This window comes from Nonomuraea sp. SYSU D8015 (assembly GCF_008065375.1).
GTDB lineage: Bacteria > Actinomycetota > Actinomycetes > Streptosporangiales > Streptosporangiaceae > Nonomuraea.
On the sequence record NZ_VJYI01000004.1, the window covers coordinates 608,232 to 627,729 of the forward strand.

A 19,498-nucleotide genomic window follows, 5' to 3' on the forward strand; every position below is an offset into this window, starting at 1 on the left:
ATCACGGGGGTTGGCGCATGCGTGCGAAGTGTCTGACGTCGTGGCTCGGCCTGGCGCTCGCGGCCGGGTGCGGGGTCGAGCAGGCTCCGGTCGTGCCCGTTGCCGGGAAACCGCCGGTCAAAGTGGCGCGATGTTTCCTGAAATATCGGGACATGAGGGCGGGGGAGGTGGCGCGGGCGCGACTGACGCGGGACGTTTCCCAATATCTCAGCCGACGCCCGGGCCGGATCGTCTACGCGGCCCTCGACCTGGTCACCGGCGTCGAGCTGGGACAGGGAAAACACGACCAGGACCTGATCACCGCCAGCGGCGCCAAGGTGGACATCGTCATGGCGCTGCTGGCCCGCCGGAGCGGCGGGCTGGACGAGGACGAGCAGGACCTGGCGGCCCGCATGATCACAGAAAGTGACAACCACGCGGCGGACGCGATGTGGTCCCGCGTCGGCGGTGGCGGCGGCATGAGCGCCTTCTACGACCGGGCGGGCCTGCGGGAGACCACGCCGGGGCCGAGCAAGTTCTGGGGCGGCACCACGACCAGTCCCGCCGACCGCATCCGCCTCCTGAAACTGCTGATCACGGGCGGCAAGGGCCTGAGCACCGCCGATCGGCGGCTGGTGCTGGGGTTGATGGGCCGGGTGCAGCGGGATCAGGCCTGGGGCGTGAGCGCCGCCGCCCGTCCCGGGGATCGGGTGGCGCTGAAGAACGGCTGGACGCCGCGGCCGTTCATCCACAACACGTGGGCCGTCACCAGTTACGGCAGGATCGTGGGTCCCGGCCGCGACCTGTTGCTGTCGGTGCAGACGGACCGCCAGCCGGGGGAGGGCGCCGGCATGGAGACCATCGAAGGGATCGCCAGAATGATCGGCTCCCGCCTCCACACCCTGTCCCCAATGATCAGCCGCCCCTGCCCCACCAGCCCCATCGCCTGACCACCCGGCCCCCGCTCTCCTAAAGGCGAGCGCACATCCGGTGACGAGCACAGAAAGGTCATACCTTCTTGACCACGATCGTGTCCGGGACGAGCCTCTCCAGGTCGTCTACGTCCGAGGTGAAGACGGTGACCTGCCCCTTCTGCTGTCGCGCGATGACGGCGAGCACGGCGTCGATCGCGTACTTGTGGCCGTGTAGCTTGGCGTCGGCCAGGAGCCGGCGGGCCTCGCGGGCATGGTCCTTCCCGATGTCGGCAACGTTGAGCCGGGAGAGCACCCAGTCCCAGCGTTGCTCGGTGATCCTGCCGTCGTATGCCTCGACCACCGTCATCGGAGACGTCACCACCTCCGCCTGGCCCCGGGCGGCGAGGTCGAGCCAGGCGATCATTTTCCGGTCGCCCCGCACAGCCAGGGACAAGGCCTCGCAGTCGAGCACGAAGATCCGCAGCGGTGGCTGCCCGTGCTCACCGGTTCGCTTGCTCACGCAGCCTCTCCTGCGTTGCGCTTTCCGCCGGCGCGGCGGCGCTCGTGCTCGGCGTCGAGATCGTCCAGCTCTTCGATCGCTGCCGCGCGCTCGTCTTCGGTGACCGGCCCGTACTCTTCCTCCAGCCAGTCCACCAGTTCGAGCAACCGGTCCCGGTCACGCTTGAAGCGCAACGCCTCGGCGACGTACGCCGACAGGCCCCGCTCCGCCGCCTCAGCGCGGATCTCGTCGAGAAGTTCCTCGGGGATCGTCACCGTTACCTTCTTAGTCGCCATACTAGAGACCATACTCCAGGTATCAGCCTCCTTACCAGCGCTTCAGTGCGCTTTCGCTGTCCGCCAACCACGATCGCCACTCGGATTGACCCTCCAGCGCTGCGAGACACAGCCGGTCGTCGGTTCCGCCGGATAGGCATCGCTACCTCTCTCGGCAACCATGTGATGGCCCGATGGGCTTCCGCGCTCGTACGGCTGACGCCGAAGCGTGGACCTGGCTCTGCTCGTTCCGCGGCTGGACGCGTTGACACCCGACAAGAACACCTGATCCATCCGCCTCCGGCGCCCGCTGCTTGAGATCAGCACATCGGACGCGGCCCAGCTCACGCACGAACTCGGAGGTGCAGCCCGCGAACCCGCTTCGGTGATCCCGGGTTACCTGTCCTCCATCCGCCCGGTACGGCAGGCATCTCACCCCTGATCGGACCGTGAGGTATTCCTGGTCCCTGCGAGGGTCGAGTATCGGCCCTCTGGCGAGGTCGATCAAAAAATTGCACAATTGCCTCCGTGAAGGCGTACGTCGGGATAACTGACGCAAGTTGGTACCGGTTCCTCTTCGCGCGCCCGACAATCACAGAGGTCAACTTCTGGCGTCCCTCCAGCGGTCGCGAATTCCGTGCGCTCGACCATGGCGAACCGTTCTTCTTCAAAACCCACCACCCGCACAACCGCGTGGTCGGTGGCGGCTTCTTCAGCGGCTTTGCGCCCCTTCGCGTCTCGGAGGCATGGGAGTTCTTCGGGGAGGGCAACGGCGCTGCGAGCCGTGTCGAGTTACGCCACCAGGTCGGACGGTACCGCAGCCGGCCAATGACCCCCGAGGAGGACCCGGTCATCGGGTGCGTCATCATCCGCGACGTCTTCTTCTTCCATGAGGACCGCATCGCCGGACCGCCGCCGAACTTCGCGCCCAATATCGTGCAAGGTAAGAGCTACGACTTGGCCGTCCACCCGGCCGCCGCCTACTTCCATGATCTGCTGAACAGGATCGGAATCAGTGGGGACATCGATTTGTCCGAGCCGTGGCATCGCGGCGGGCCCGTCTACGGCGATCCTCGGCTAGCCCCGCGTAGGCTCGGCCAGCAGGCCTTCCAGGCCGTGGTCCTGCATGCGTACGAACGCCGATGCGCGATCACTGGCGACCGGATCCGGCCGGTCCTGCAGGCGGCCCACATCCGCCCGGTCGCGGCGGGCGGCGAACATCGACTGGACAACGGGCTACTCGTCCGGTCGGATGTGCACACGCTGTTCGATCGCGGCTACCTGGCGATCGATCCCAAGCACCGACTGCTGGTCAGCCCGAGACTGCGTGAGGAGTTCGGGAACGGCGAGGAGTTCTACCGCCGGGCCGGACAGGAGATCAACGTTCCGGACCGACCTCGGGACCGGCCGAATCGCGAGGCACTCGAGTGGCACCTCGATGAGGTGTTCCTCAGTACGTAGGCCGAATGCACGGTATGCGAACACCCGGAATGGATGAACCCACGCGGAACGTGGCCCACCAGCCAGAAGCGGTCCTGACTCCGGACTCGTGCGCTGGCTTGTCCAACTTAGCCGCACCTTGAGGACGAGTTCTCCCCTTACAAATGCGCGCAGCGCCGGCAAGTTGACCGAGCTGCGGTGCGAACGCTTCGGCTCCGTGCACGATAAGAAACTGCAGGTCGAATTATGGCGAAGCCTCCCGGTCACGCACGAGTTGCTGCGTGGCAATGCCTGCGATCTGGGCGGCAGGCAGGTACGCCCACTCCCGTGGAGCCCAATCGACAGCGCCCAGCAGGGTCGTACGGCCGGGCTTTTGTCGATGGACCGGTTTATGGTCAGAGCGGACATCGGAGTAGAAATGAATGATCTCCTCGCGGCGTGCAGTAGTCAGCTGAGCACATGGGCGTCTGCGTTCGCCCGTGAGCGCCGGCTGCCCGACCAAGCACTGCGGCTACGGCCGCCACTGAACATGGACGAGGCCAACGGGCTGGCCCTCGCTCGTGGCGCTGGCCTAGTGGAGATACAGCCCGATGGAGTATTCCGGCTCGCAGGCGCCGCGCGGAACAAGGGGCCCTACAACCTGTTCTCGCAAGGCCCGGCCCCCTCACTCAACCGCGAATACTTGGTACAGATCACGGCGTTCGCCGAGCTGGTGGTCGAGCACCGCTGGCCAGCGCGGCGGGTGGCATTCGAGTACGACGCACTGGATCTGGCGACCCTTGACAGCAGCGGACGACCAGTGGTGGTGGCCGAGGCCAAGCGCGACACCGCGTCGCTGGACCTCATGATCGCCGAAATGCGTGCCGCAACGGCGCGCCAGGTCACGGCACCGGCGAACACGACACAGCGGAAGATCGCCGCGCTGTCGAGGCTTGGCGCCAAGGTGTTCTGGGCAGTGGCACCCGGCGTACGACGCGCCTTCAATATCGAGATCGACCAGGACGGTGTGCCGCAACTCATTCCTCGCGAGGCACCCTTGGCAGGGCCACGCACGGACCTGGACTGCCCGGTGTGTGGATCCGAGGAGGACGTGCGAGGTAGCCGACTGCCTGATGGACGCATCCGCCTGGTGTGCACCGCCTGTGACCATCGCTGGTCGCGGACACCCCGAAATCCCTGCCGACGGTGCGGATCTGCGGATGTCGAAATCGGCACCTACCAGGGCTGGGCCTACGACGACCCAGACGCCGCTGCTGACGACACCTCGGCACCATGGCACTACGTCGACTGGGACGTCTACCGTTGCCATAGGTGCCACCACGTCTGGCAAGCAGGCCGCCGTGCCGACTGAGGGTGGGCGGGCCGACTGGGCCAAGCTCACCGCATTCCTGTCCACCCAATCCGAAGATGAGGTGAGCCTCTCCTGGAGCGAACTGGGCCGGATCGTCGGTACGATTCCGGCCTCGGCGATCCGCCACCATCCGCAGTGGTGGCACGGCGACCGTTCCCACACCCGTGCTTGGCGTGCCGCCGGCTACACCCTCGTACGGGTGGAGCCAGGGCGAGCGGTCATCTTTCGCCGCAGCAGCCCGATCCGGCCGTCCAGCCTCACGGCGCCGCGACAATCAGCGACGCCGACCGCGACCACGCCCACCCGCAGCACGCGGATCTTGCAACAGATCATGCCCCGCGACGCGTTACTCGTGATCCCCTGCTCGAAACGCAAACGTGAAGGCGGCGAGGCTTGGACCGGACGTGCGCCGCAATGGCCATCTGCACTTGTCTCGGCCCGCGAACGCAATAGGGAGGCGGCCCGCGTGGACGTACGCCACGTGCTCCCCGCCTGGCGCCGCTACTCCGGGGAGTTCTACACGGCCGCCCAGGATGCTCTCACCAGTGCCGTAACCGAGAACGCGCCGCTCGTCATCCTCAGCGGCGGTTATGGCCTGCTGCGCGTCGACGAACCGATCGGCACATACAACAAGATCATGCATTTGGCGGATTGGCCGCGGGGCCTGCTGGAAGACCTCTTGATCGCAGAGGCCCGCCACGCTGGCGTGCCGACCGTCGTGGCCTTCGCTGCGGCCAGCACCGACTATGCGCGGCTGCTACGACACGCGCCCTGGCAGCGCGCCGGCCTTACCGGACTCCTGGTCACCGTCACCGGCATGGCCCAGGGCGGGATCGCCATACGAGAGACACCACGTCGGCTCGGCCAGGCTTTCGCCTGCTTTTGGATGCGGAGTCCCGCCCAGCACTATCCAGCGAGCATCACCGTGGAGCACCTGACATGAACCACGTCGCAGCACAACGCCAACAAGACACCGACCAGTTCTACTCCCTCCTTGACGCGCTCGCTGAGCAGATCGGTGGGGCACGCCGCCTCTTCAACTGTTCTGCGACCAGCGGCTGGCCACAGCGCGGCGTGTATTTCTTCTTCGAAAACGGCGAGACCCGCACCGACGGAAATCGGCCCCGCGTCGTGCGGGTGGGCACCCACGCGCTGACCGCGACCTCACGCACCACCCTGTGGACCAGACTCGCTCAACACCGCGGCCCCATCGACGGAACCAATCCACGCGGCGGCAACCAACGCGGCTCGATATTCCGCCGCCATGTCGGCACCGCGCTTCTTGCCACCGGCCACTGGCCCTCCGAGATAGCGCAATCCTGGCCGAAGAACCACGTGACCTCCCAGCAACGACAAGCCGAACGCCCCCTCGAACTCGCGGTCACCGCCCAGATCGCCGCCATGCCGCTGCTCTGGCTCGACGTACCGGACCGAGACCAACGCAGCACCATCGAAGCAAACGCCATCGCACTCCTATCTCAGCGCACCGGAGCGGTCGACCCACCCTCCCCTGGCTGGCTCGGCCTGCACGCCGCCAACCCCAAAGTACGCACCTCCGGACTATGGAACAGCAACCACGTCGACGACCGCTACGACCCATCCTTCCTCGACGACATTGCCCTCTGCATGAAATCGCATCCGAGGTGATCGCCCTGGCGGAATGACCGCACGCGGGCTAACAGTGGTCTCGGTTCTGGTCTCATTCGGCACTTCGGCTTCGGGACAATCGATGTGACCTCCCGATCACCGCTTCAGGAGTCACACCTCCCGTGCCACTCCCTCGTCGGGCCTGCTGTCCGGGCGCGTGGCAGCCAAGTTGGGGGCATCTTGACCCATGAATAACGCCAATGCTCACCTACAGCGTAGGCTTCCCCATTCCACCACGCCGCTTCCAGTGCTAGGCAGCCCTGGCGGCTCTGCGCCGACAGCAACGTCCTTCTGAGCTGTACGCCATCAAGCCTACTGTTTGCCACTCGAGGCCAAATCTTTGACGCAGCCCGATCTCACTGCTCTTACTCAGGCAGATGTATGCCCGTCCAGTTGCCCATACCAAAAGCCTGCGTCGAGCCGCGAGGGCAACCGGCTATCTCCCCGACCTCTACTATCTATCTGTGTATCCAAAAGGTTCATCGTCATAAACGGCCGAATAAAGACAATCGCCCTTTATTGCTATTCCAGTATGAAATTGGAAATACCCAATAATGCATCACCAACATCCAGCGTAAATGCCGTCAAATATGCATCGTCAACTCCAGCGCGTTCCCCCTCCTCCATCAAGGGAAGCCCAGTGACTTCGCACAACCAGGACACGAGCTCCTCACTAGTTATTCTCCTCGGATCGTTCAACCCCGCAAGAAAAAGTAGCACGAATCCCGCACATTCTCGAGAGTCCACGCCTACCTTGAAATACCAAAGCCACCAGGAAAACCGTTTTTGAAAGGTCCGCAGATAGGTTCGCACCTCCGGAATGTCGTAGAGCCCACGAGAGTCGATGCTGTAATCATCGAAGGACAGCTCGACACTTCGCACGTTCTCCATCGGATGCACCCTTAACCCTCCAAGAAATTGTTCGATTCGTGAAAAGTCAAGAGACTCAACCTCTCTGCGCTTCACCCTGAAATAGTGATCACGGTTTCCGGAAATCCGGGGCTGGCCCTCTTCATATGCATCTCTCTGGTCATTCTCGGAATAATCATCAGCGACTATGAGGCCTCGCTGTCGGAATTCCGGTATCCCAGTAGTGTTTACGAGGGTATCGATAATGAACTGGCGAGCACCATCCTCACAGATCAAACCCGAAGGGAAGAACCCTACCAAATTCATTTCTCCTGCTTTGAACATGATCTGCTTCAGGCATTGCATAGCACATAGTTCGAATGCCAACTTGTAGGCTAGCGACTCGGAAATGAACACCGAATCGTGGAAACTTTCCCCACTTGCCACGAGAGGTGCGTACACCGCAGGCGTCTGGGGAGGCGACCGACTTACTGCCTGCTCATATTGGGGCTGGACTTACACTATTCGCCAGGGATCCACTGAGATCGGCAGCGCGGATGTCGTCATCTGGAATATGCTGCGCAACCACAACGCACAGAACAAGATCATCTGGCAGTCGTGGGCTGGCGCGTTCGATGTCACGGGAGCAGCCGAGTTCATTAGGCTTGCCATGGCACCAGGCTGTGATGGCCCATGCACCATGTACACTGCCCCGTTGCCGCCGACGGAACTTCCGGAAGACCCCTCGCCGGACGAGTGGCTCGCCATCCAATTCGAAGGCAATGCCACCGGTTTCACTGGAGTCCCTGCCGGAACTGTCCAGGACGGCATTTCCCCGTTCATCGACATCGCTATGGCTACACCCGCCGCGGCACACGATCCGGAAGAAGACCAGATGTGGCTCGATCCGGGGGAGTGGGACATCCGCTGTGACTACCTCGCCGCAGGTGGAGACGCTCCACACTACGGATGCGTTTTCCAGAATTTCTGGCCCGAACACGTCGTCGTGTGGGCAGAGCTTCCTGGGCACGCCGAGGTCATCACGGCTGGCCAGAGCGGTGGGGCGCCAGGCGCACCAGGCGACGCCCCTCTCACACGGCTTATGGACGAGACGCTGAAGAAGAAGAACGGCACAGAGGCGTGCAAGATGTGGCCGTCTCCGCGTCCCCCAGGCGAGGAGTGTGACGAATACCCATTCCGCTCAACGTGGCAAGGTGCCCACACTGGCGACCCTGACCTCACCTTCTCGGATCTCATCCCAGAAACCGAAAACCAAGACGGGGGAGAACAGTTGGCCTGGTTCTATCGATACCATCGAGTCATTGAGAAAGACCCATTCCTCGTCGACGTCGAAGCATAGCCTATTCGACGTCAACGCTTCGTCCGATGCCGACCTCCACATCCTCGCCTAGGATTCCCACATGAGCGACAACGCATCGGTGGCGGCCACCGCCAAGGTGTTCGTTTCCTACAACACGATCCTCATCAAGGCCCTGGGCGAGGTGGACTACACCGATCCTCCCAGTTATGCCCCTAACGGACTGGTGGCTGCTCACCTGGACGCCGCTGCGATTTTCACCGGGGTGCATACCGGCTACGTGACCGTCACAGTGCAGACCACCACTTCCGCACCCCGTCTAGAGGGCGTGCGGAAATGGGCCGACGTGGAGGAGGTGGTGTTCCCCACCTCCATCGGGGACATGCGCCTGTTCGGCTTCATGGGCGACACCCCTCCGCCAGATCTTCCTTCACTCACCCCACAGGGGCCTGGGGTCTACACGCTGCGGCTGCATGCTTCGACTCGCCCCCGTATCGGCACCCCCGAAACTGACGAGCCGGTCGAGGAATACCTCGTCTGCGCGTGGCCGCTCGCGCTCGGTCGAGATGCAGCCATCGAGGCGGCAGAGGACCTAACCAACCTGACGAGTGCGAATGTTCGCGCTTACAGGGAACGACTCCACTCTGCCAGTCCCGGCCGTACCAACCGTTCCCCAAGGCGCTGATCAGGTGAAGCACCTGAGTCCACGGGATTGGTGAACCAGTTGGACCTGTTCGCGACCGCAGCAGCCGTTAACGAGCATGCTGAGCACTTGGCTCCCCGCCCAGTAACGGCTCCTGGCCACCCTTCGGCGAGGCCCGCTGCCCGGGCGCGTTCGGAGTTCCATTCGCGCTCGGCGATCAGGCGCAGGGCCTCGTCGACGAGGGGACCGTCGAGGCCTGTCGTGGCGACCGCGAGATCGGCGGCATAGGCGATGACTTCTGGCAGGATGCCCTCGGCGGGATCGGCGACGATGGCCGCGAGCCGCGCATCCCCGCCCACTGCAGCCCTCATGCCTGCGTCCAGCCTGAGCGGCGGCCGCCTCTGGACGGGTGCGGGCGTGAAGGCAAGATGCGGTCGGGCCAGCCAGGCGCGGTCCAAGCGGAGACCTGAGAGTTCCTCCCCAGGGCGAGCGCAGCGGCCAGCCAGTCCCGCCGCCATTCGTCCTCGCTCACCTGGTGGACCAGGCCCGTTCTGCGCCTTCGAGGTCCAGAGGATCGAAGACGCTGACGATCTCACCCGCGCGCGCGTAGGAGACGGCGACGTCGTGGTTGACGGTCCACCGGAGGCTGTAGACCTCCTGGCCCGCGCTTAGGACCCTGCTCGCTCGTGCCATGGTGGGTGAACGGCTCCATGAGGAGCGTCCAGTCGCCGTAACGCGCGGCGAGCACGTCCTCGGCGGATCCCTCGTCGATCAGGTCGGTCCAGGTTTCCTCCGACGCCTCGGCCGGATCGGCACCCAACGCGTGGATGAGCTGTTCCAGGTCGTCGGTCCTGATCCAGATGAGGCACGCCTGTTCGGGGAGGTAGGAGTGCGCGTCTGTGTAGGCGTCGAAATACTGGCTCATCGTTCTGCTCCAGTCTTCCGGTATGGGGTGGGGCGGTGTGTCGCCGCCCCACCCATCATCTTCCGGGAGGAACGGTCCGCCCGGTGGTGACGATGAGCGGTAAGGGCTCCGACCGAATCAACGTGGCCGGCGTTGCGGCCTTCGGGATAGCGAGTGGTCGCATCTGTTCCACTGACCCTGGCTGGACTACCGAGATCTGGTCGTGGCCACCCACCACCAGTGACACTTCGCGATCTTGCTGGCTGAGGTCGCATAGGGGCGGCCACCACGTGATCATTCGGAGTTTGTGAAGACATCTGAAGATCGCGTGATGGCCGTGGCCGATACTGTAGACCCTGCCAGCTGGGCCCCGGTCGCGGTGCCGCCGAGTGGATCGGTGACCCGGGCCGGCAGCGTCGGTGTCAACGATGGTCGTCAGGGTCGTTGATCCGTACGCGACGCCATAGAGTCGCCTGAAGTCCGGCGGTGTGTGTTGTGGCCGGCCACAAGGAAATCACAGGGACGGTCTGCGATAGACGAGGCGCCGCAGCACGACCTCGGCGGGCCCCCGCCGGCCCGCGCGTTCGAGGGCGTAGGCGGCGAAGACGGTCACCAGCCAGACCCCGGTGGCGAACAGCGCCATCGTGCTGCTCGTCATCAGCGCGCCGAGCCCGAGCCCCCAGGCGGCCAGCAGCGGCGCGAAGATCAGCGAGTGGGTGAGGTAGCACGACAGTGAACGCTTCCCGACCGCGCACAGCGCGACGACGGGACGGCATCGGTGCAGGCGGCGCGGGAGCCGGTGGGCGATCAGGCCGAACATCGCGGCGTATCCCAATCCACCGGCCAGGCCCGTCGCCGCGTGCAGCAGAAATAACGCCGCTTCGCCTGCGCCACCCGGGGTGAGGACCAACGGCAGCGCCCCGAGCCAACCGATGGCGATCCCGCCGGCCGCCGTCCAGCCCAGGAGACGGAGGTGGTTGCCCGGCTCCTCCAGCACCCGGCGCCGTGCGGCCCAGATGCCCGCCAGCATCGCGATCGGCGCGGTGAGAAGGGCGACGGTGAGGGAGATGACGCCCAGCCAGAAGAGCAACCGGACCGGCACGGAGGCCCAATAGCTCCTCTCGCCGGTGCCGGCCGCTGACACGGTGTCCTGCGGGGTGTCCTCGGCGAGCAGGGTCAGCTCTCCCGCGGCCATCTGGGCGCCGGCCACCATCAAGGCGAGGAACACGACGCCGATGCCGCACCACACCAGGAGGGTGCGGTCGCCGCGTCGCAGGAACAGCCGGCTCAAGACCAGGGTGAGCAGCCCCCATGCGCCCAGGACGTCAGTGGACAGCAGCAGCGCTGCGTGGCCGAGACCGAAGACCATCATCCACAGTCCCCGCCGGCGGAGCAGGGCGGCTCCCGCTCGCGGAGAGGCCCCGGCTTCGAGCTGACGACGGTACAGCTGCACCATGCCGTAGCCGATCAGGAACGCGAACATCGGGTAGACCCGCATGTCCAGGACGACGCCCATGACCGTGGTGACGACCCGGTCCACCGTGGATCTCTGGCTCTCCGCCAGGAGGAAGAACCCGGTGTTGGACAAGACGATCAGGAGCAGCATGCACCCGCGGGCGAGATCGGGCGCTATGGCCCGTTCGCCGGCGCGTGCCGGGCCACGGACCTTGGACGGGGCGACTTCAGGCATGCATCCCTCCCGAAGGCTACTTCGTATGGTGTACGGAGATGCTATTTCGTACACCATACGAAGTTCTAGGATGGGGATCAAGCCCCGATCAGTGAGGAACGATGACGACCGAGTACGCGGGCAGCGGGGACTCCGAGCGCACCCTGGAGCTCCTGTGGGGCGGCAAGGAGCCGGCCGGCCGGGGGCCCAGGCCCAAACTGACCGTCCGGCAGATCGCCGACGCCGCCATCGAGGTCGCCGATTCCGAAGGGCTGGAGGTGCTGTCCATGCGCCGGGTCGCCGAACGGCTCGGGGTCGGCACCATGTCGCTGTACACCTATGTGCCTGGCAAGCACGAGCTCATCGACGTGATGCTCGACACCGTGATCGGAGAAGTCCCCCTGGTCGACGACGATCACGGCGACTGGCGAGCGAAACTCACCGCGATCGCGCGGAATGACTGGGCGCTCTACACCCGCCACCCATGGGTCCTGCAGATCGCCGGCCACCGTCCGGTGATGGGGCCCAACACCTTGGCCGCCGTCGCCTCATCGCTCCGCGCCGTGACGGGGATCGGGCTGTCGGAGGCCGAGATGGTCTCCGTGATCGACTTCATCGACGCCTACGTTCGCGGCAAGGCCCGGGAGGCGGTGGACATCGCCCAGGCCGAACGCCGCACCCAGATCAGCGACGACCAGTGGTGGCAGAGGCAGATCCCGCTGTGGGAGCGGCACATCGACCTGGAGCGCTACCCGATGCTGACCAACCCGGCCATCGCCGAGGCGATCGTCGGCGCCGGCGCCGACCTGTTCGAGTTCGGCCTGCAACGAGCGCTCGACGGAATCCAGGCCTACCTCGACGCCCGCACCCGCTCCCAACCGCACGACCCGCCGGGCCGGACCGCCCCCTGAAGTCAACGATGACTGAATTATCTCAAGCCGTCACATCCGCGCCGCCAGGACCTCCTCGGGGATCTCCTTCGGCACGCCGCGCAGCCCCACCAGCGCCAGCACCGCGACCAGGGCCAGCAGCACCGCCGTGACCAGCGACGTCAGGTGCACCCCTTCCAGGAACGCCATCTGCGCCGCCCGCAGCAGCGCCCCGGCCTGCTCGGCGGGCAGCGCCGCGGCCGTGCCCACCGCCCCGGCGATCGACTCCGTGGCGGATTCGCCGGGCACCCCCGCCGGCAGCACCAGGTTGGCGCGGTAGACGGTGTTGAGCACCGTGCCGAGGATCGCGATGCCGAGTGCCCCGCCCAGCTCGAACGCCGTCTCCGACACCGCGGCCGCCGCCCCGGCCCGCTCCCTGGGCGCGGTGGCCAGCACGTTGTCGTTGTTGACCGTGAAGGTGAACCCGATGCCGACCCCGCCGATCACCATGACGGGCAGCAGCGTGAGGTAGTTCAGCTCGGCGCCGAGCGTGGTGTAGTAGAGGAACGAGCCCGCGTTCATGGCCAGGCCCAGCGCGACCACGCCGTTCCTGCCGATGTGGCGGATCAGCTTGGCGGCCAGCACCCCGCCGACCGCGGCGCTGAGGCCGCCGGGCAGTTGCGCCAGCCCCGCCTGGAGCGGCGACCAGCCGAGGACGAGCTGCAGATACCAGGCGAACATGAGCATCATGGCGGACATCGCGAAGATCGCCAGCAGGTTCGTGAGGATGGACGCGGTGAACGCCCTGCGCGCGAAGAGCCGCACGTCGATCAGCGGCTCGGCCAGCCGCGTCTGCCGCCACGCGAACACCGCCAGCAGCACCACTCCGGCCACGCCGGCGACGATCACGTCGGCGTGCTCGACGCCCTTGTGCGCGGCCTCCTTGACCGCGTAGACGACGGACACCACGCCGGCGCACGACAGGACGACGCTGGCCAGGTCAAGGCGCCCCGCGTCCGGGTTGCGCGACTCGGGCAGCACCAGGACCCCACCGACCAGTACCAGCAGCATGATCGGGACGTTGATCAGGAACACCGACCCCCACCAGAGGTGGTCGAGCAGCAGCCCGCCGACCACCGGGCCCACGGCGAAGCCCGCGGCGCTCATGCCGCTCCAGATGCCGATGGCCGCGGTCCGCTCGCCGGGCTCGGTGAACACGTTCCTGACGATCGACAGAGTGGAGGGCATGATCGTGGCGCCGGCCACGCCGAGCAGCGCCCTGGCCGCGATCAGCAGCTCGGGGTTGGGCGCGTACGCCGTCACGACCGAGGCAGCCCCGAACGCGGCCGCGCCGATCAGCAGCAGGCGCTTGCGGCCGATGCGGTCGCCGAGGTTGCCCATGGTGATGAGCAGGCCGGCGAGCGCGAAGCCGTACATGTCGCCGATCCAGAGCAGCTGCGTGGAGCTCGCGCCGAGGTCGGTCACCAGCCGGGGCAGGGCCAGGTGCAGGACCGTGAGGTCGAGGGAGAGCAGCAGGGTGGCCAGGCAGGCGATGGCCAGGCAGGACCATTTGTTCTTCATGGCGCCCACTGTCCACGGGGCGCCTGACCGCCGGCCTACCGTTCGCTGACCATCCGGCTGACCTCCGTCAGCGCGGCGGCGATGCGGACTCGCGTGTCCTCCGTGCTGTACCAGTCGCCGGGGCATTCGTCGCGGGCCTGGGTCACGAGGTCGCGCGCCTCCTCGGCGTCGCCGCGCGACAGAGCGACCTCGCCCATGCCGAGGTGCGCCCAGGCCAGCGTCTCCATGGAGCCGTTCCGGCGGGACAGATCGGCCGCGAGCTCGTAGTCGGCCCGCGCGCCCGGCAGGTCGCCGAGGCTCAGCAGGGCGTCGCCGCGCCGGCACAGGGCCTCGGCGATCTCGGTCGTGGCCCCCAGCTCACGTGCCGTCGTCAGCGCCTCGTCGGCCAGCGCGTACGCCTTCCGGTAGTCACGCCGCTCGTGATACAGATGTCCGACCCCGGACACCACCAGCACGGTCCCCCAGCGCTCCCCGATGGCCTTGAACGCGGCCAGGCTCCGTTCGAAGTGCTCCACGGCGTCCCCCACGCGGCCGAGCGCCTGGAGCACGAATCCCGCGCCGGCCAGGGACAGCGCCTCCTGCCAGGGGGGAAGGTCGCCGAGGTTGCGCATGACCACCTCGTAGGCCTCCATGAAGTCGCCGGGCGGTCCCGTGAACATCGACAGCAACATCATCAGGAACTCGAACCGCCGCGGCAGGTAGGTCGGCGGCAGCAGCTCGCGCACCTCCGTCAGCCGCGCACGCAGCTCGTCGTCGATCTGCCCGGCCCAGGCGGTGATGAGCACGCACGTGACGTACTCCTCCTCCATGCCCTCGAACCGGGTGTCGCCGAGCCTGGCCAGCAGCGCGGAGGCCAGAGCCGCGCTGGTGGCCCGGTTGCCGCGCATCCACCAGTAACAGGCGCTGTGCGCCAGCAGTCGCAGCGCGGTCTCCAGCCGCCCCGACTCGGTGGCCCAGCGTACGGCCGCGTTGAGGTCGTCGCTCTCCTCGTCGAGCCTGGCCAGCCACTCCAGCTGCTCACGGGTCCGCAGCCGGGCGTCGGCCGCGATGACCAGGTCGAGGTAGTAGGCGGCGTGCGCGTCGCGCATCGCCTCGACCTCGCCGGAATCGGCCAGCCGCTCCGCGCAGTACGCCTGGATCGTCTCGAGCATGCGGTAGCGCCCGTCCACGAACTCCACCAGCGACTTCTCCGCCAGCGAGAACAGCACCTCCTCCGGCAGTCCGCACACCCGCTCGGCCGCCTCGGGCCGCGCGCCGCCCACGAACGCGGTCAGGCGCCTGGCCAGCCGCTGCTCGCTGTCGTCCAGCAGGTCCCAGCTCCACGCGACGACCGCGCGCAGCGTCTGGTGCCGAGGCAGCGCCGTACGGCTGCCGCGGGTCAGCAGCCGGAACCGGTCGTCGAGCCGCGCCGCCACGTCGGACACCGATAACGTCCGCAGCCGCGCCGCGGCCAGCTCGATGGCGAGCGGCAGCCCGTCGAGCGCCCGGCAGATGCGCACGACCTCCGCGGTGTTGCCCGCGTCAACGGCGAAGCCCGGCCGGACGGCGGCGGCCCGGTCGGCGAACAGCCGGACGGCCGGGTAGGCCAGCGGGTCGCCGGCCTCGGGCGGCGGCAGCCGCAGCGGCGCCACGGGCAGGATCGACTCGCCGGTGATGCCCAGCGCCTCCCGCCCCGTCACCAGCACCCGTAGGTCGGGGCAGGAGGCCAGCAGCAGGTCGGTCAGCTCGGCGGTGGCCGTGATGAGGTGCTCGCAGTTGTCCAGCACCAGCAGCAGCTTGCGATCGGCGAGCGCGGTGATCAGCCGCGCGACCGGGTCGACGGCCGGCCCGTCGCCGGGGTGTCGCAGGCCGTCGCGGATGTCGAGCGCGGCCAGCACGGCGCTGGGCACGTCCGCGCCGTCGGAGACGGGCGCGAGCGGCACGAAACAGACGTCGCCCGGCTCCTGGTCGGCGGCTTCGAGCGCGAGCCGTGTCTTGCCCGCGCCGCCGGGGCCGATCAACGTGACGAGCCTGCCCGCCCGCAGGCTCTTGCTCACCTGGGCCAGCTCCTCGCCCCGGCCGACGAAGCTGGTGAGCTGCGCCCGCAGCCCCTGCCGCCGCCTGGTCACCGGCGGCGCGGGCGCGCCCAGCGCGGGGTCGGCCCGCAGCACGGCCAGGTGCGCGGCGGCCAGCTCGGGCCCCGGCTCGACGCCCAGCTCCTCGTCCAGGACCTTCCTGGCGTCGTCGTAGACGGTCAGCGCCTCGGCCTGGCGGCCGCTGCCGTAGAGGGCCCGCATGAGCTGGGCCCGCAGCCGCTCGCGCAGCGGGTGGGCGGCGATGAGCTGGCTCAGCTCGGCGACCAGCTCGCGGTGCCGTCCCAGGTCGAGGTCGGCCTGGACGCGGTCTTCCGTGGCGGTCAGCCGCAGCTCTTCCAGCGCCGTCGCGGCGGCCTCGGCGTAGGGCGCGTCGGCCAGCGGTGCACCCCGCCACAGCTCCAGCGCCTCCCGGAGCAGCGAGGCCGCCCGGCCGGGGTCGCCGCCGGCCAGCGCCTGCCTGCCCGCCTGCGCGAGCTGCTCGAACCGCCGCGCGTCCACGTCCTGCGGGTCGGCGACCAGGCGGTATCCGGCCGGATGGAACTCCACCAGATCCTTGCCCAGCGCCCGGCGCAGCCTGGACACCTGCGACTGCAGCGCGTTGGCCACGCCCTCGGGCGGATGCGGGCCGTACATGCCCTCCACCAGCTGGTCGGCGCCGACGATGCGCCCGGCGTGCAGGGCGAGCAGGGCGAGCAGGGCCCGCACCCGGGGGCCGCCGAGCGCGACGGGCTTGCCGTCCTCGCCCAGCGCGGTGGTGGGCCCGAGGATCTGGAAGCGCATGCGTTCATTATCCCGAACTGTTCAGGAGCGCCTGGAGTACGCCGGTGGCCAGGGCGAGCGCGTGCGCGGAGGCCGGGCAGGGGCGTACGCCGTGCCCGAAGGTCAGGTGCGGGTTGTGGTGGCGCGTGGGGTCGAACCGGTCGGGGTCGGCGAACACGCCGGGGTCGCGGTTGGCCGCCACCAGGTCGATCGTCACCTCGTCGCCGGAGCGCGTGTCCAGCCTGCGGGTGACCTTGAGCGGCGGGTCGTGCCTGAGCGTCTCCTGCAGCAGCGCTTCGAGATCCTGGCCGGGCGTGACGTGGCGGAGCGCGTTCTCGATCAGGCCCTCCGTGGCGGCGTGCGCCTGCAGGAGCAGCGTGACGGCCGGGAGATCGGCCTGGGCCGGCAGCTCGGCGACGGCGGCGTCGGCCTCCGGGCGCTCCTCGCCCGACAGGTATCCGGCCGCCGCGGCGGCGACGGCGCCGGTGTCCTTCACACCGAGCGCGTTCCCGAGCACCTCCGTGGGCACGCCCCGCCAGTCGCCGCCCCGCTCCAGGGTCCTGGCCCGGGCCGCGGCGCGCAGCTCGGCGGCGTCCAGCGCGGCCAGCCGTTCGACGACCAGGCGGCGCCGCTCGGCGTGCGTGTCGCCGGTGCTGAACCGCGACACGTGCGCGCGCAGCCAGGCGAGGGTGCCCTCGCGGCCGTCCTGGCGTACGGGGGGCGGCACGTACCGGGTGTCGGCGAGCACCGCCAGGGCTTCGGCGTGGTGTGTGACGAGCATGGGATCACGCTAGGACGTCGTCCTTTCGATGAGGACCCAAGTGTGTCAGGCGGCCAGGCGCGGGGAGTCGTCGTGCGGCCGATCAGGCTCGGCTGCCTCGGCGGGCGCCGCCTCGGTCCGCACCGCCGGCCGGCTGCCGAGCGCCGCCAGCGCCATCACCGTGATCAGCACCATCTCGGCCAGCACCACGGCGCGCTCCAGCAGCCCGTAGTAGGCCATGCCGTTGATCAGCGGCGAGGTGATGGAGGCGGGGTGCGCGGCCAGGTACACCGCGAGCGCCAGGGCGGACGTCACGCTCATGGCGCGGACCGCGTTCCAGCGGGGCGCCACGTCCCGGCCCCTCGCCAGGGTCCAGCCGGCGACCGGCAGCGAGGTGAAGACGACCGCCGCCGACCAGCGGTGGATCTCCCCGGATAACGTCCCGACCTGGGACGTGCCGGGGTCGGTCGGGAAGACGGCGCTCATCATCAGACCCGCGGCCCCGGCGATCAGCAGCACCCGGGTGGCCGCCGTGCGCGACGGGTCGGCGGCCGCGAGCCCGTACGCGAGACACAGGCAGGCCCCCGCGAGTGTCAGCATCCCGATCAGCACCGGCACCAGCCCGCCGGACACCAGCGCGTAGTCGCTGAGCAGCGGCTGAGCGGGCAGGGCAGCCTGCGCGTACGCCAATGCGCAGGCCGAGGCCACCGTGCCGGCGACGGTGCCCCAGATGCTCTGCCGTGGGGTCATTGAGCCACCTCGTCGTAGATCTTCTCGAACCGGGCGAGCGACGACTGGTCGTCGTGGGTGAGCGCCATCTCCCGGCTCGCCTTGCCGAGCCGGGCCCGCAGGTCGTCGTCGGCCAGGATGCCGGTCAGGTGGCGGGCCAGCGCGACCACGTCGCCGGGCTGGAACAGGTAGCCGTTGCCGTCCACCAGGTGTGGCAGCGCCATCGCGTCCGCGGCCACCACCGGCAGGCCCGTGGCCATGGCCTCCAGCGTGGCGATGCTCTGCAGCTCGGCGATGCCCGGCATGGCGAAGACGTCGGCGGCGGCGTACGCCTGAGGCATGCTCTCGTCGGGCGCGAACCCGAGGAAGAACACCCGCTCGGCCACCCCGATGCGCCTGGCCAGCCTCTCCAGCTCGGCCCGCTGGTTGCCCTTGCCGACGAGCGCGACCTGCGCGTCGGTCTCGTTGAGCACCAGCGGCAGCGCGCGGATCAGTTCGTCGATGCGCTTCTCCTCGTCGAGGCGGCCGACGAACAGCATGGTCGGCCGGTCGGGCAGCTCGAACCGCTTGCGGGCCCACGCCTTGGGCTCGGCGTGCGGGTGGAACCTGCTGAGGTCGATCCCGCAGGACACCGGCTCGACCTCGCGCTGGAAGCCCTGGTCGGTCAGGAGCTTGGCGGCCAGCGGGGTGGGCGTGGTGACGTGGTCGGCCCGGTTGAAGATCCGGTTGAAGTCGCGCCAGGCCAGCCGGCCCGCCTTGGCCCGCAGCCGGCTCGGGATGTGGGCGAACTGGAAGAGGTTGTCGGGCATGAAGTGGTTGGTGGCCACGATCGGCACGCCGGCCCGGCGGGCGGCGGCGATGGCGGCCCTGCCGACCACGAAGTGGCCCTGGGTGTGCAGCACGTCGGGCTTGATGTCGGCGACCAACCGGTCGAGCCGGGTGGGGACGGTGACCCGCATGGTGGGGTGGACCAGCAGCGGCGCGGAGCGCAGCCGGTGCACGATCACGCCGTCCACGATGTCGGCGCTGGCGGGTCCGGCGTCCGACTGGCAGACCACGTGCACCTCGTTGCCGCGTGCGGCCAGTCCGGTGGCCAGGCGGTGGGTGAAGTAGGCGGCGCCGTTGACGTCGGGGGGGTAGGTGTCGGATGAGATCAGCACTCGGCGGGGGCGCTGGGGGGCTGGGGCGAGATCGGCCTGGGCGGTGACGCTGTGCAGGGGCATGGCCATGACGGTGA

Annotated in this window: 18 protein-coding genes; 8 read left to right on the forward strand and 10 right to left on the reverse strand. The window is 68.1% G+C overall.

Annotated features, from left to right (window positions below):
* Positions 1–17: 17 nt before the first annotated feature.
* Positions 18–929 carry a serine hydrolase gene (locus ID574_RS22145; RefSeq protein ID WP_188190820.1) on the forward strand — a complete coding sequence of 304 codons (912 nt, stop codon included), beginning with the start codon at positions 18–20 and terminating at the stop codon, positions 927–929.
* 58 nt (positions 930–987) lie between these two features.
* On the opposite strand, the gene ID574_RS22150 is transcribed toward ID574_RS22145, so the two are convergent.
* Both ID574_RS22150 and ID574_RS22155 read right to left on the reverse strand, forming a co-directional pair.
* The gene (locus ID574_RS22150; RefSeq protein ID WP_188190821.1) at positions 988–1,413 is read right to left on the reverse strand and encodes a type II toxin-antitoxin system VapC family toxin; all 426 of its coding nucleotides are present in this window, start codon (positions 1,411–1,413) and stop codon (positions 988–990) included.
* Positions 1,410–1,667: a CopG family transcriptional regulator gene (locus ID574_RS22155; protein ID WP_223166943.1), complete on the reverse strand. Its 258-nt coding sequence runs from the start codon at positions 1,665–1,667 to the stop codon at positions 1,410–1,412. The genes ID574_RS22150 and ID574_RS22155 overlap by 4 nt, the downstream gene beginning before the upstream one ends.
* 528 nt (positions 1,668–2,195) lie before the next feature.
* Here ID574_RS22155 and ID574_RS22160 point away from each other — a divergent pair.
* From ID574_RS22160 to ID574_RS22175, 4 genes are all read left to right on the forward strand, one after another.
* Positions 2,196–3,128 (forward strand): HNH endonuclease, encoded by a 933-nt coding sequence (locus ID574_RS22160; protein WP_188190823.1) that lies wholly within the window; start codon positions 2,196–2,198, stop codon positions 3,126–3,128.
* 163 nt (positions 3,129–3,291) lie between these two features.
* Entirely contained in the window at positions 3,292–4,458 is a 1,167-nt protein-coding gene (locus tag ID574_RS22165) for a zinc ribbon domain-containing protein (protein ID WP_188190824.1), read from the forward strand.
* The gene (locus ID574_RS59955) at positions 4,448–5,401 is read left to right on the forward strand and encodes a DUF7662 domain-containing protein (protein WP_223166944.1); all 954 of its coding nucleotides are present in this window, start codon (positions 4,448–4,450) and stop codon (positions 5,399–5,401) included. Before ID574_RS22165 ends, ID574_RS59955 begins: the two co-directional genes overlap by 11 nt.
* A complete protein-coding gene (locus ID574_RS22175; protein WP_223166945.1) occupies positions 5,398–6,105 on the forward strand; it encodes a GIY-YIG domain-containing protein in 708 nt (235 codons plus the stop codon). The genes ID574_RS59955 and ID574_RS22175 overlap by 4 nt, the downstream gene beginning before the upstream one ends.
* Positions 6,106–6,627: 522 nt before the next feature.
* Here the strand turns inward: ID574_RS22175 and ID574_RS22180 are convergent.
* Positions 6,628–7,299 (reverse strand): hypothetical protein, encoded by a 672-nt coding sequence (locus tag ID574_RS22180; protein ID WP_188190825.1) that lies wholly within the window; start codon positions 7,297–7,299, stop codon positions 6,628–6,630.
* 64 nt (positions 7,300–7,363) lie between these two features.
* Here ID574_RS22180 and ID574_RS22185 point away from each other — a divergent pair, with 64 nt between their 5' ends.
* Positions 7,364–8,314 carry a NucA/NucB deoxyribonuclease domain-containing protein gene (locus tag ID574_RS22185; RefSeq protein ID WP_188190826.1) on the forward strand — a complete coding sequence of 317 codons (951 nt, stop codon included), beginning with the start codon at positions 7,364–7,366 and terminating at the stop codon, positions 8,312–8,314.
* A 61-nt stretch (positions 8,315–8,375) separates the two neighbouring features.
* A complete protein-coding gene (locus ID574_RS22190) occupies positions 8,376–8,957 on the forward strand; it encodes a hypothetical protein (protein WP_188190827.1) in 582 nt (193 codons plus the stop codon).
* A gap of 550 nt (positions 8,958–9,507) precedes the next feature.
* On the opposite strand, the gene ID574_RS22195 is transcribed toward ID574_RS22190, so the two are convergent.
* Both ID574_RS22195 and ID574_RS22200 read right to left on the reverse strand, forming a co-directional pair.
* Complete coding sequence (locus ID574_RS22195; protein ID WP_188190828.1) at positions 9,508–9,840, reverse strand: hypothetical protein; 333 nt, start codon at positions 9,838–9,840, stop codon at positions 9,508–9,510.
* Between the two features lie 493 nt (positions 9,841–10,333).
* Complete coding sequence (locus ID574_RS22200; protein ID WP_188190829.1) at positions 10,334–11,509, reverse strand: DUF418 domain-containing protein; 1,176 nt, start codon at positions 11,507–11,509, stop codon at positions 10,334–10,336.
* Between the two features lie 101 nt (positions 11,510–11,610).
* On the opposite strand from ID574_RS22200, the gene ID574_RS22205 reads away from it, so the two are divergent.
* On the forward strand, positions 11,611–12,399 hold the full coding sequence (locus tag ID574_RS22205; protein ID WP_188190830.1) for a TetR/AcrR family transcriptional regulator: 789 nt from the start codon (positions 11,611–11,613) through the stop codon (positions 12,397–12,399).
* A gap of 30 nt (positions 12,400–12,429) precedes the next feature.
* Here ID574_RS22205 and ID574_RS22210 read toward each other — a convergent pair whose 3' ends face one another.
* The 5 genes from ID574_RS22210 to ID574_RS22230 are packed head-to-tail and all read right to left on the reverse strand — an operon-like array spanning position 12,430 to position 19,484.
* Positions 12,430–13,938, reverse strand: coding sequence for an MFS transporter (locus ID574_RS22210; protein ID WP_188190831.1), 1,509 nt, complete (start codon positions 13,936–13,938; stop codon positions 12,430–12,432).
* A gap of 35 nt (positions 13,939–13,973) precedes the next feature.
* On the reverse strand, positions 13,974–16,793 hold the full coding sequence (locus ID574_RS22215; protein ID WP_188190832.1) for an AfsR/SARP family transcriptional regulator: 2,820 nt from the start codon (positions 16,791–16,793) through the stop codon (positions 13,974–13,976).
* A 7-nt stretch (positions 16,794–16,800) separates the two neighbouring features.
* Positions 16,801–17,553, reverse strand: a complete 753-nt coding sequence (locus ID574_RS22220) for a cytochrome P450 (RefSeq protein ID WP_188190833.1) — start codon at positions 17,551–17,553, stop codon at positions 16,801–16,803.
* A gap of 45 nt (positions 17,554–17,598) precedes the next feature.
* The gene (locus ID574_RS22225) at positions 17,599–18,282 is read right to left on the reverse strand and encodes a DUF998 domain-containing protein (protein WP_188190834.1); all 684 of its coding nucleotides are present in this window, start codon (positions 18,280–18,282) and stop codon (positions 17,599–17,601) included.
* Positions 18,279–19,484, reverse strand: coding sequence for a glycosyltransferase (locus ID574_RS22230; RefSeq protein WP_223166946.1), 1,206 nt, complete (start codon positions 19,482–19,484; stop codon positions 18,279–18,281). Before ID574_RS22230 ends, ID574_RS22225 begins: the two co-directional genes overlap by 4 nt.
* Positions 19,485–19,498: the final 14 nt, after the last annotated feature.

Excerpts from the sequence above, each read along its gene's own strand:
- ID574_RS22145 (WP_188190820.1), top strand. The coding sequence starts at position 18 with ATGCGTGCGAAGTGTCTGACGTCGTGGCTCGGCCTGGCGCTCGCGGCC.
- ID574_RS22175 (WP_223166945.1), top strand. The coding sequence starts at position 5,398 with ATGAACCACGTCGCAGCACAACGCCAACAAGACACCGACCAGTTCTAC.
- ID574_RS22180 (WP_188190825.1), bottom strand. The coding sequence starts at position 7,299 with ATGTTCAAAGCAGGAGAAATGAATTTGGTAGGGTTCTTCCCTTCGGGT.
- ID574_RS22185 (WP_188190826.1), top strand. The coding sequence starts at position 7,364 with ATGAACACCGAATCGTGGAAACTTTCCCCACTTGCCACGAGAGGTGCG.
- ID574_RS22190 (WP_188190827.1), top strand. The coding sequence starts at position 8,376 with ATGAGCGACAACGCATCGGTGGCGGCCACCGCCAAGGTGTTCGTTTCC.
- ID574_RS22195 (WP_188190828.1), bottom strand. The coding sequence starts at position 9,840 with ATGAGCCAGTATTTCGACGCCTACACAGACGCGCACTCCTACCTCCCC.
- ID574_RS22200 (WP_188190829.1), bottom strand. The coding sequence starts at position 11,509 with ATGCCTGAAGTCGCCCCGTCCAAGGTCCGTGGCCCGGCACGCGCCGGC.
- ID574_RS22205 (WP_188190830.1), top strand. The coding sequence starts at position 11,611 with ATGACGACCGAGTACGCGGGCAGCGGGGACTCCGAGCGCACCCTGGAG.
- ID574_RS22210 (WP_188190831.1), bottom strand. The coding sequence starts at position 13,938 with ATGAAGAACAAATGGTCCTGCCTGGCCATCGCCTGCCTGGCCACCCTG.
- ID574_RS22215 (WP_188190832.1), bottom strand. The coding sequence starts at position 16,793 with ATGCGCTTCCAGATCCTCGGGCCCACCACCGCGCTGGGCGAGGACGGC.
- ID574_RS22220 (WP_188190833.1), bottom strand. The coding sequence starts at position 17,553 with ATGCTCGTCACACACCACGCCGAAGCCCTGGCGGTGCTCGCCGACACC.
- ID574_RS22225 (WP_188190834.1), bottom strand. The coding sequence starts at position 18,282 with ATGACCCCACGGCAGAGCATCTGGGGCACCGTCGCCGGCACGGTGGCC.
- ID574_RS22230 (WP_223166946.1), bottom strand. The coding sequence starts at position 19,484 with ATGCCCCTGCACAGCGTCACCGCCCAGGCCGATCTCGCCCCAGCCCCC.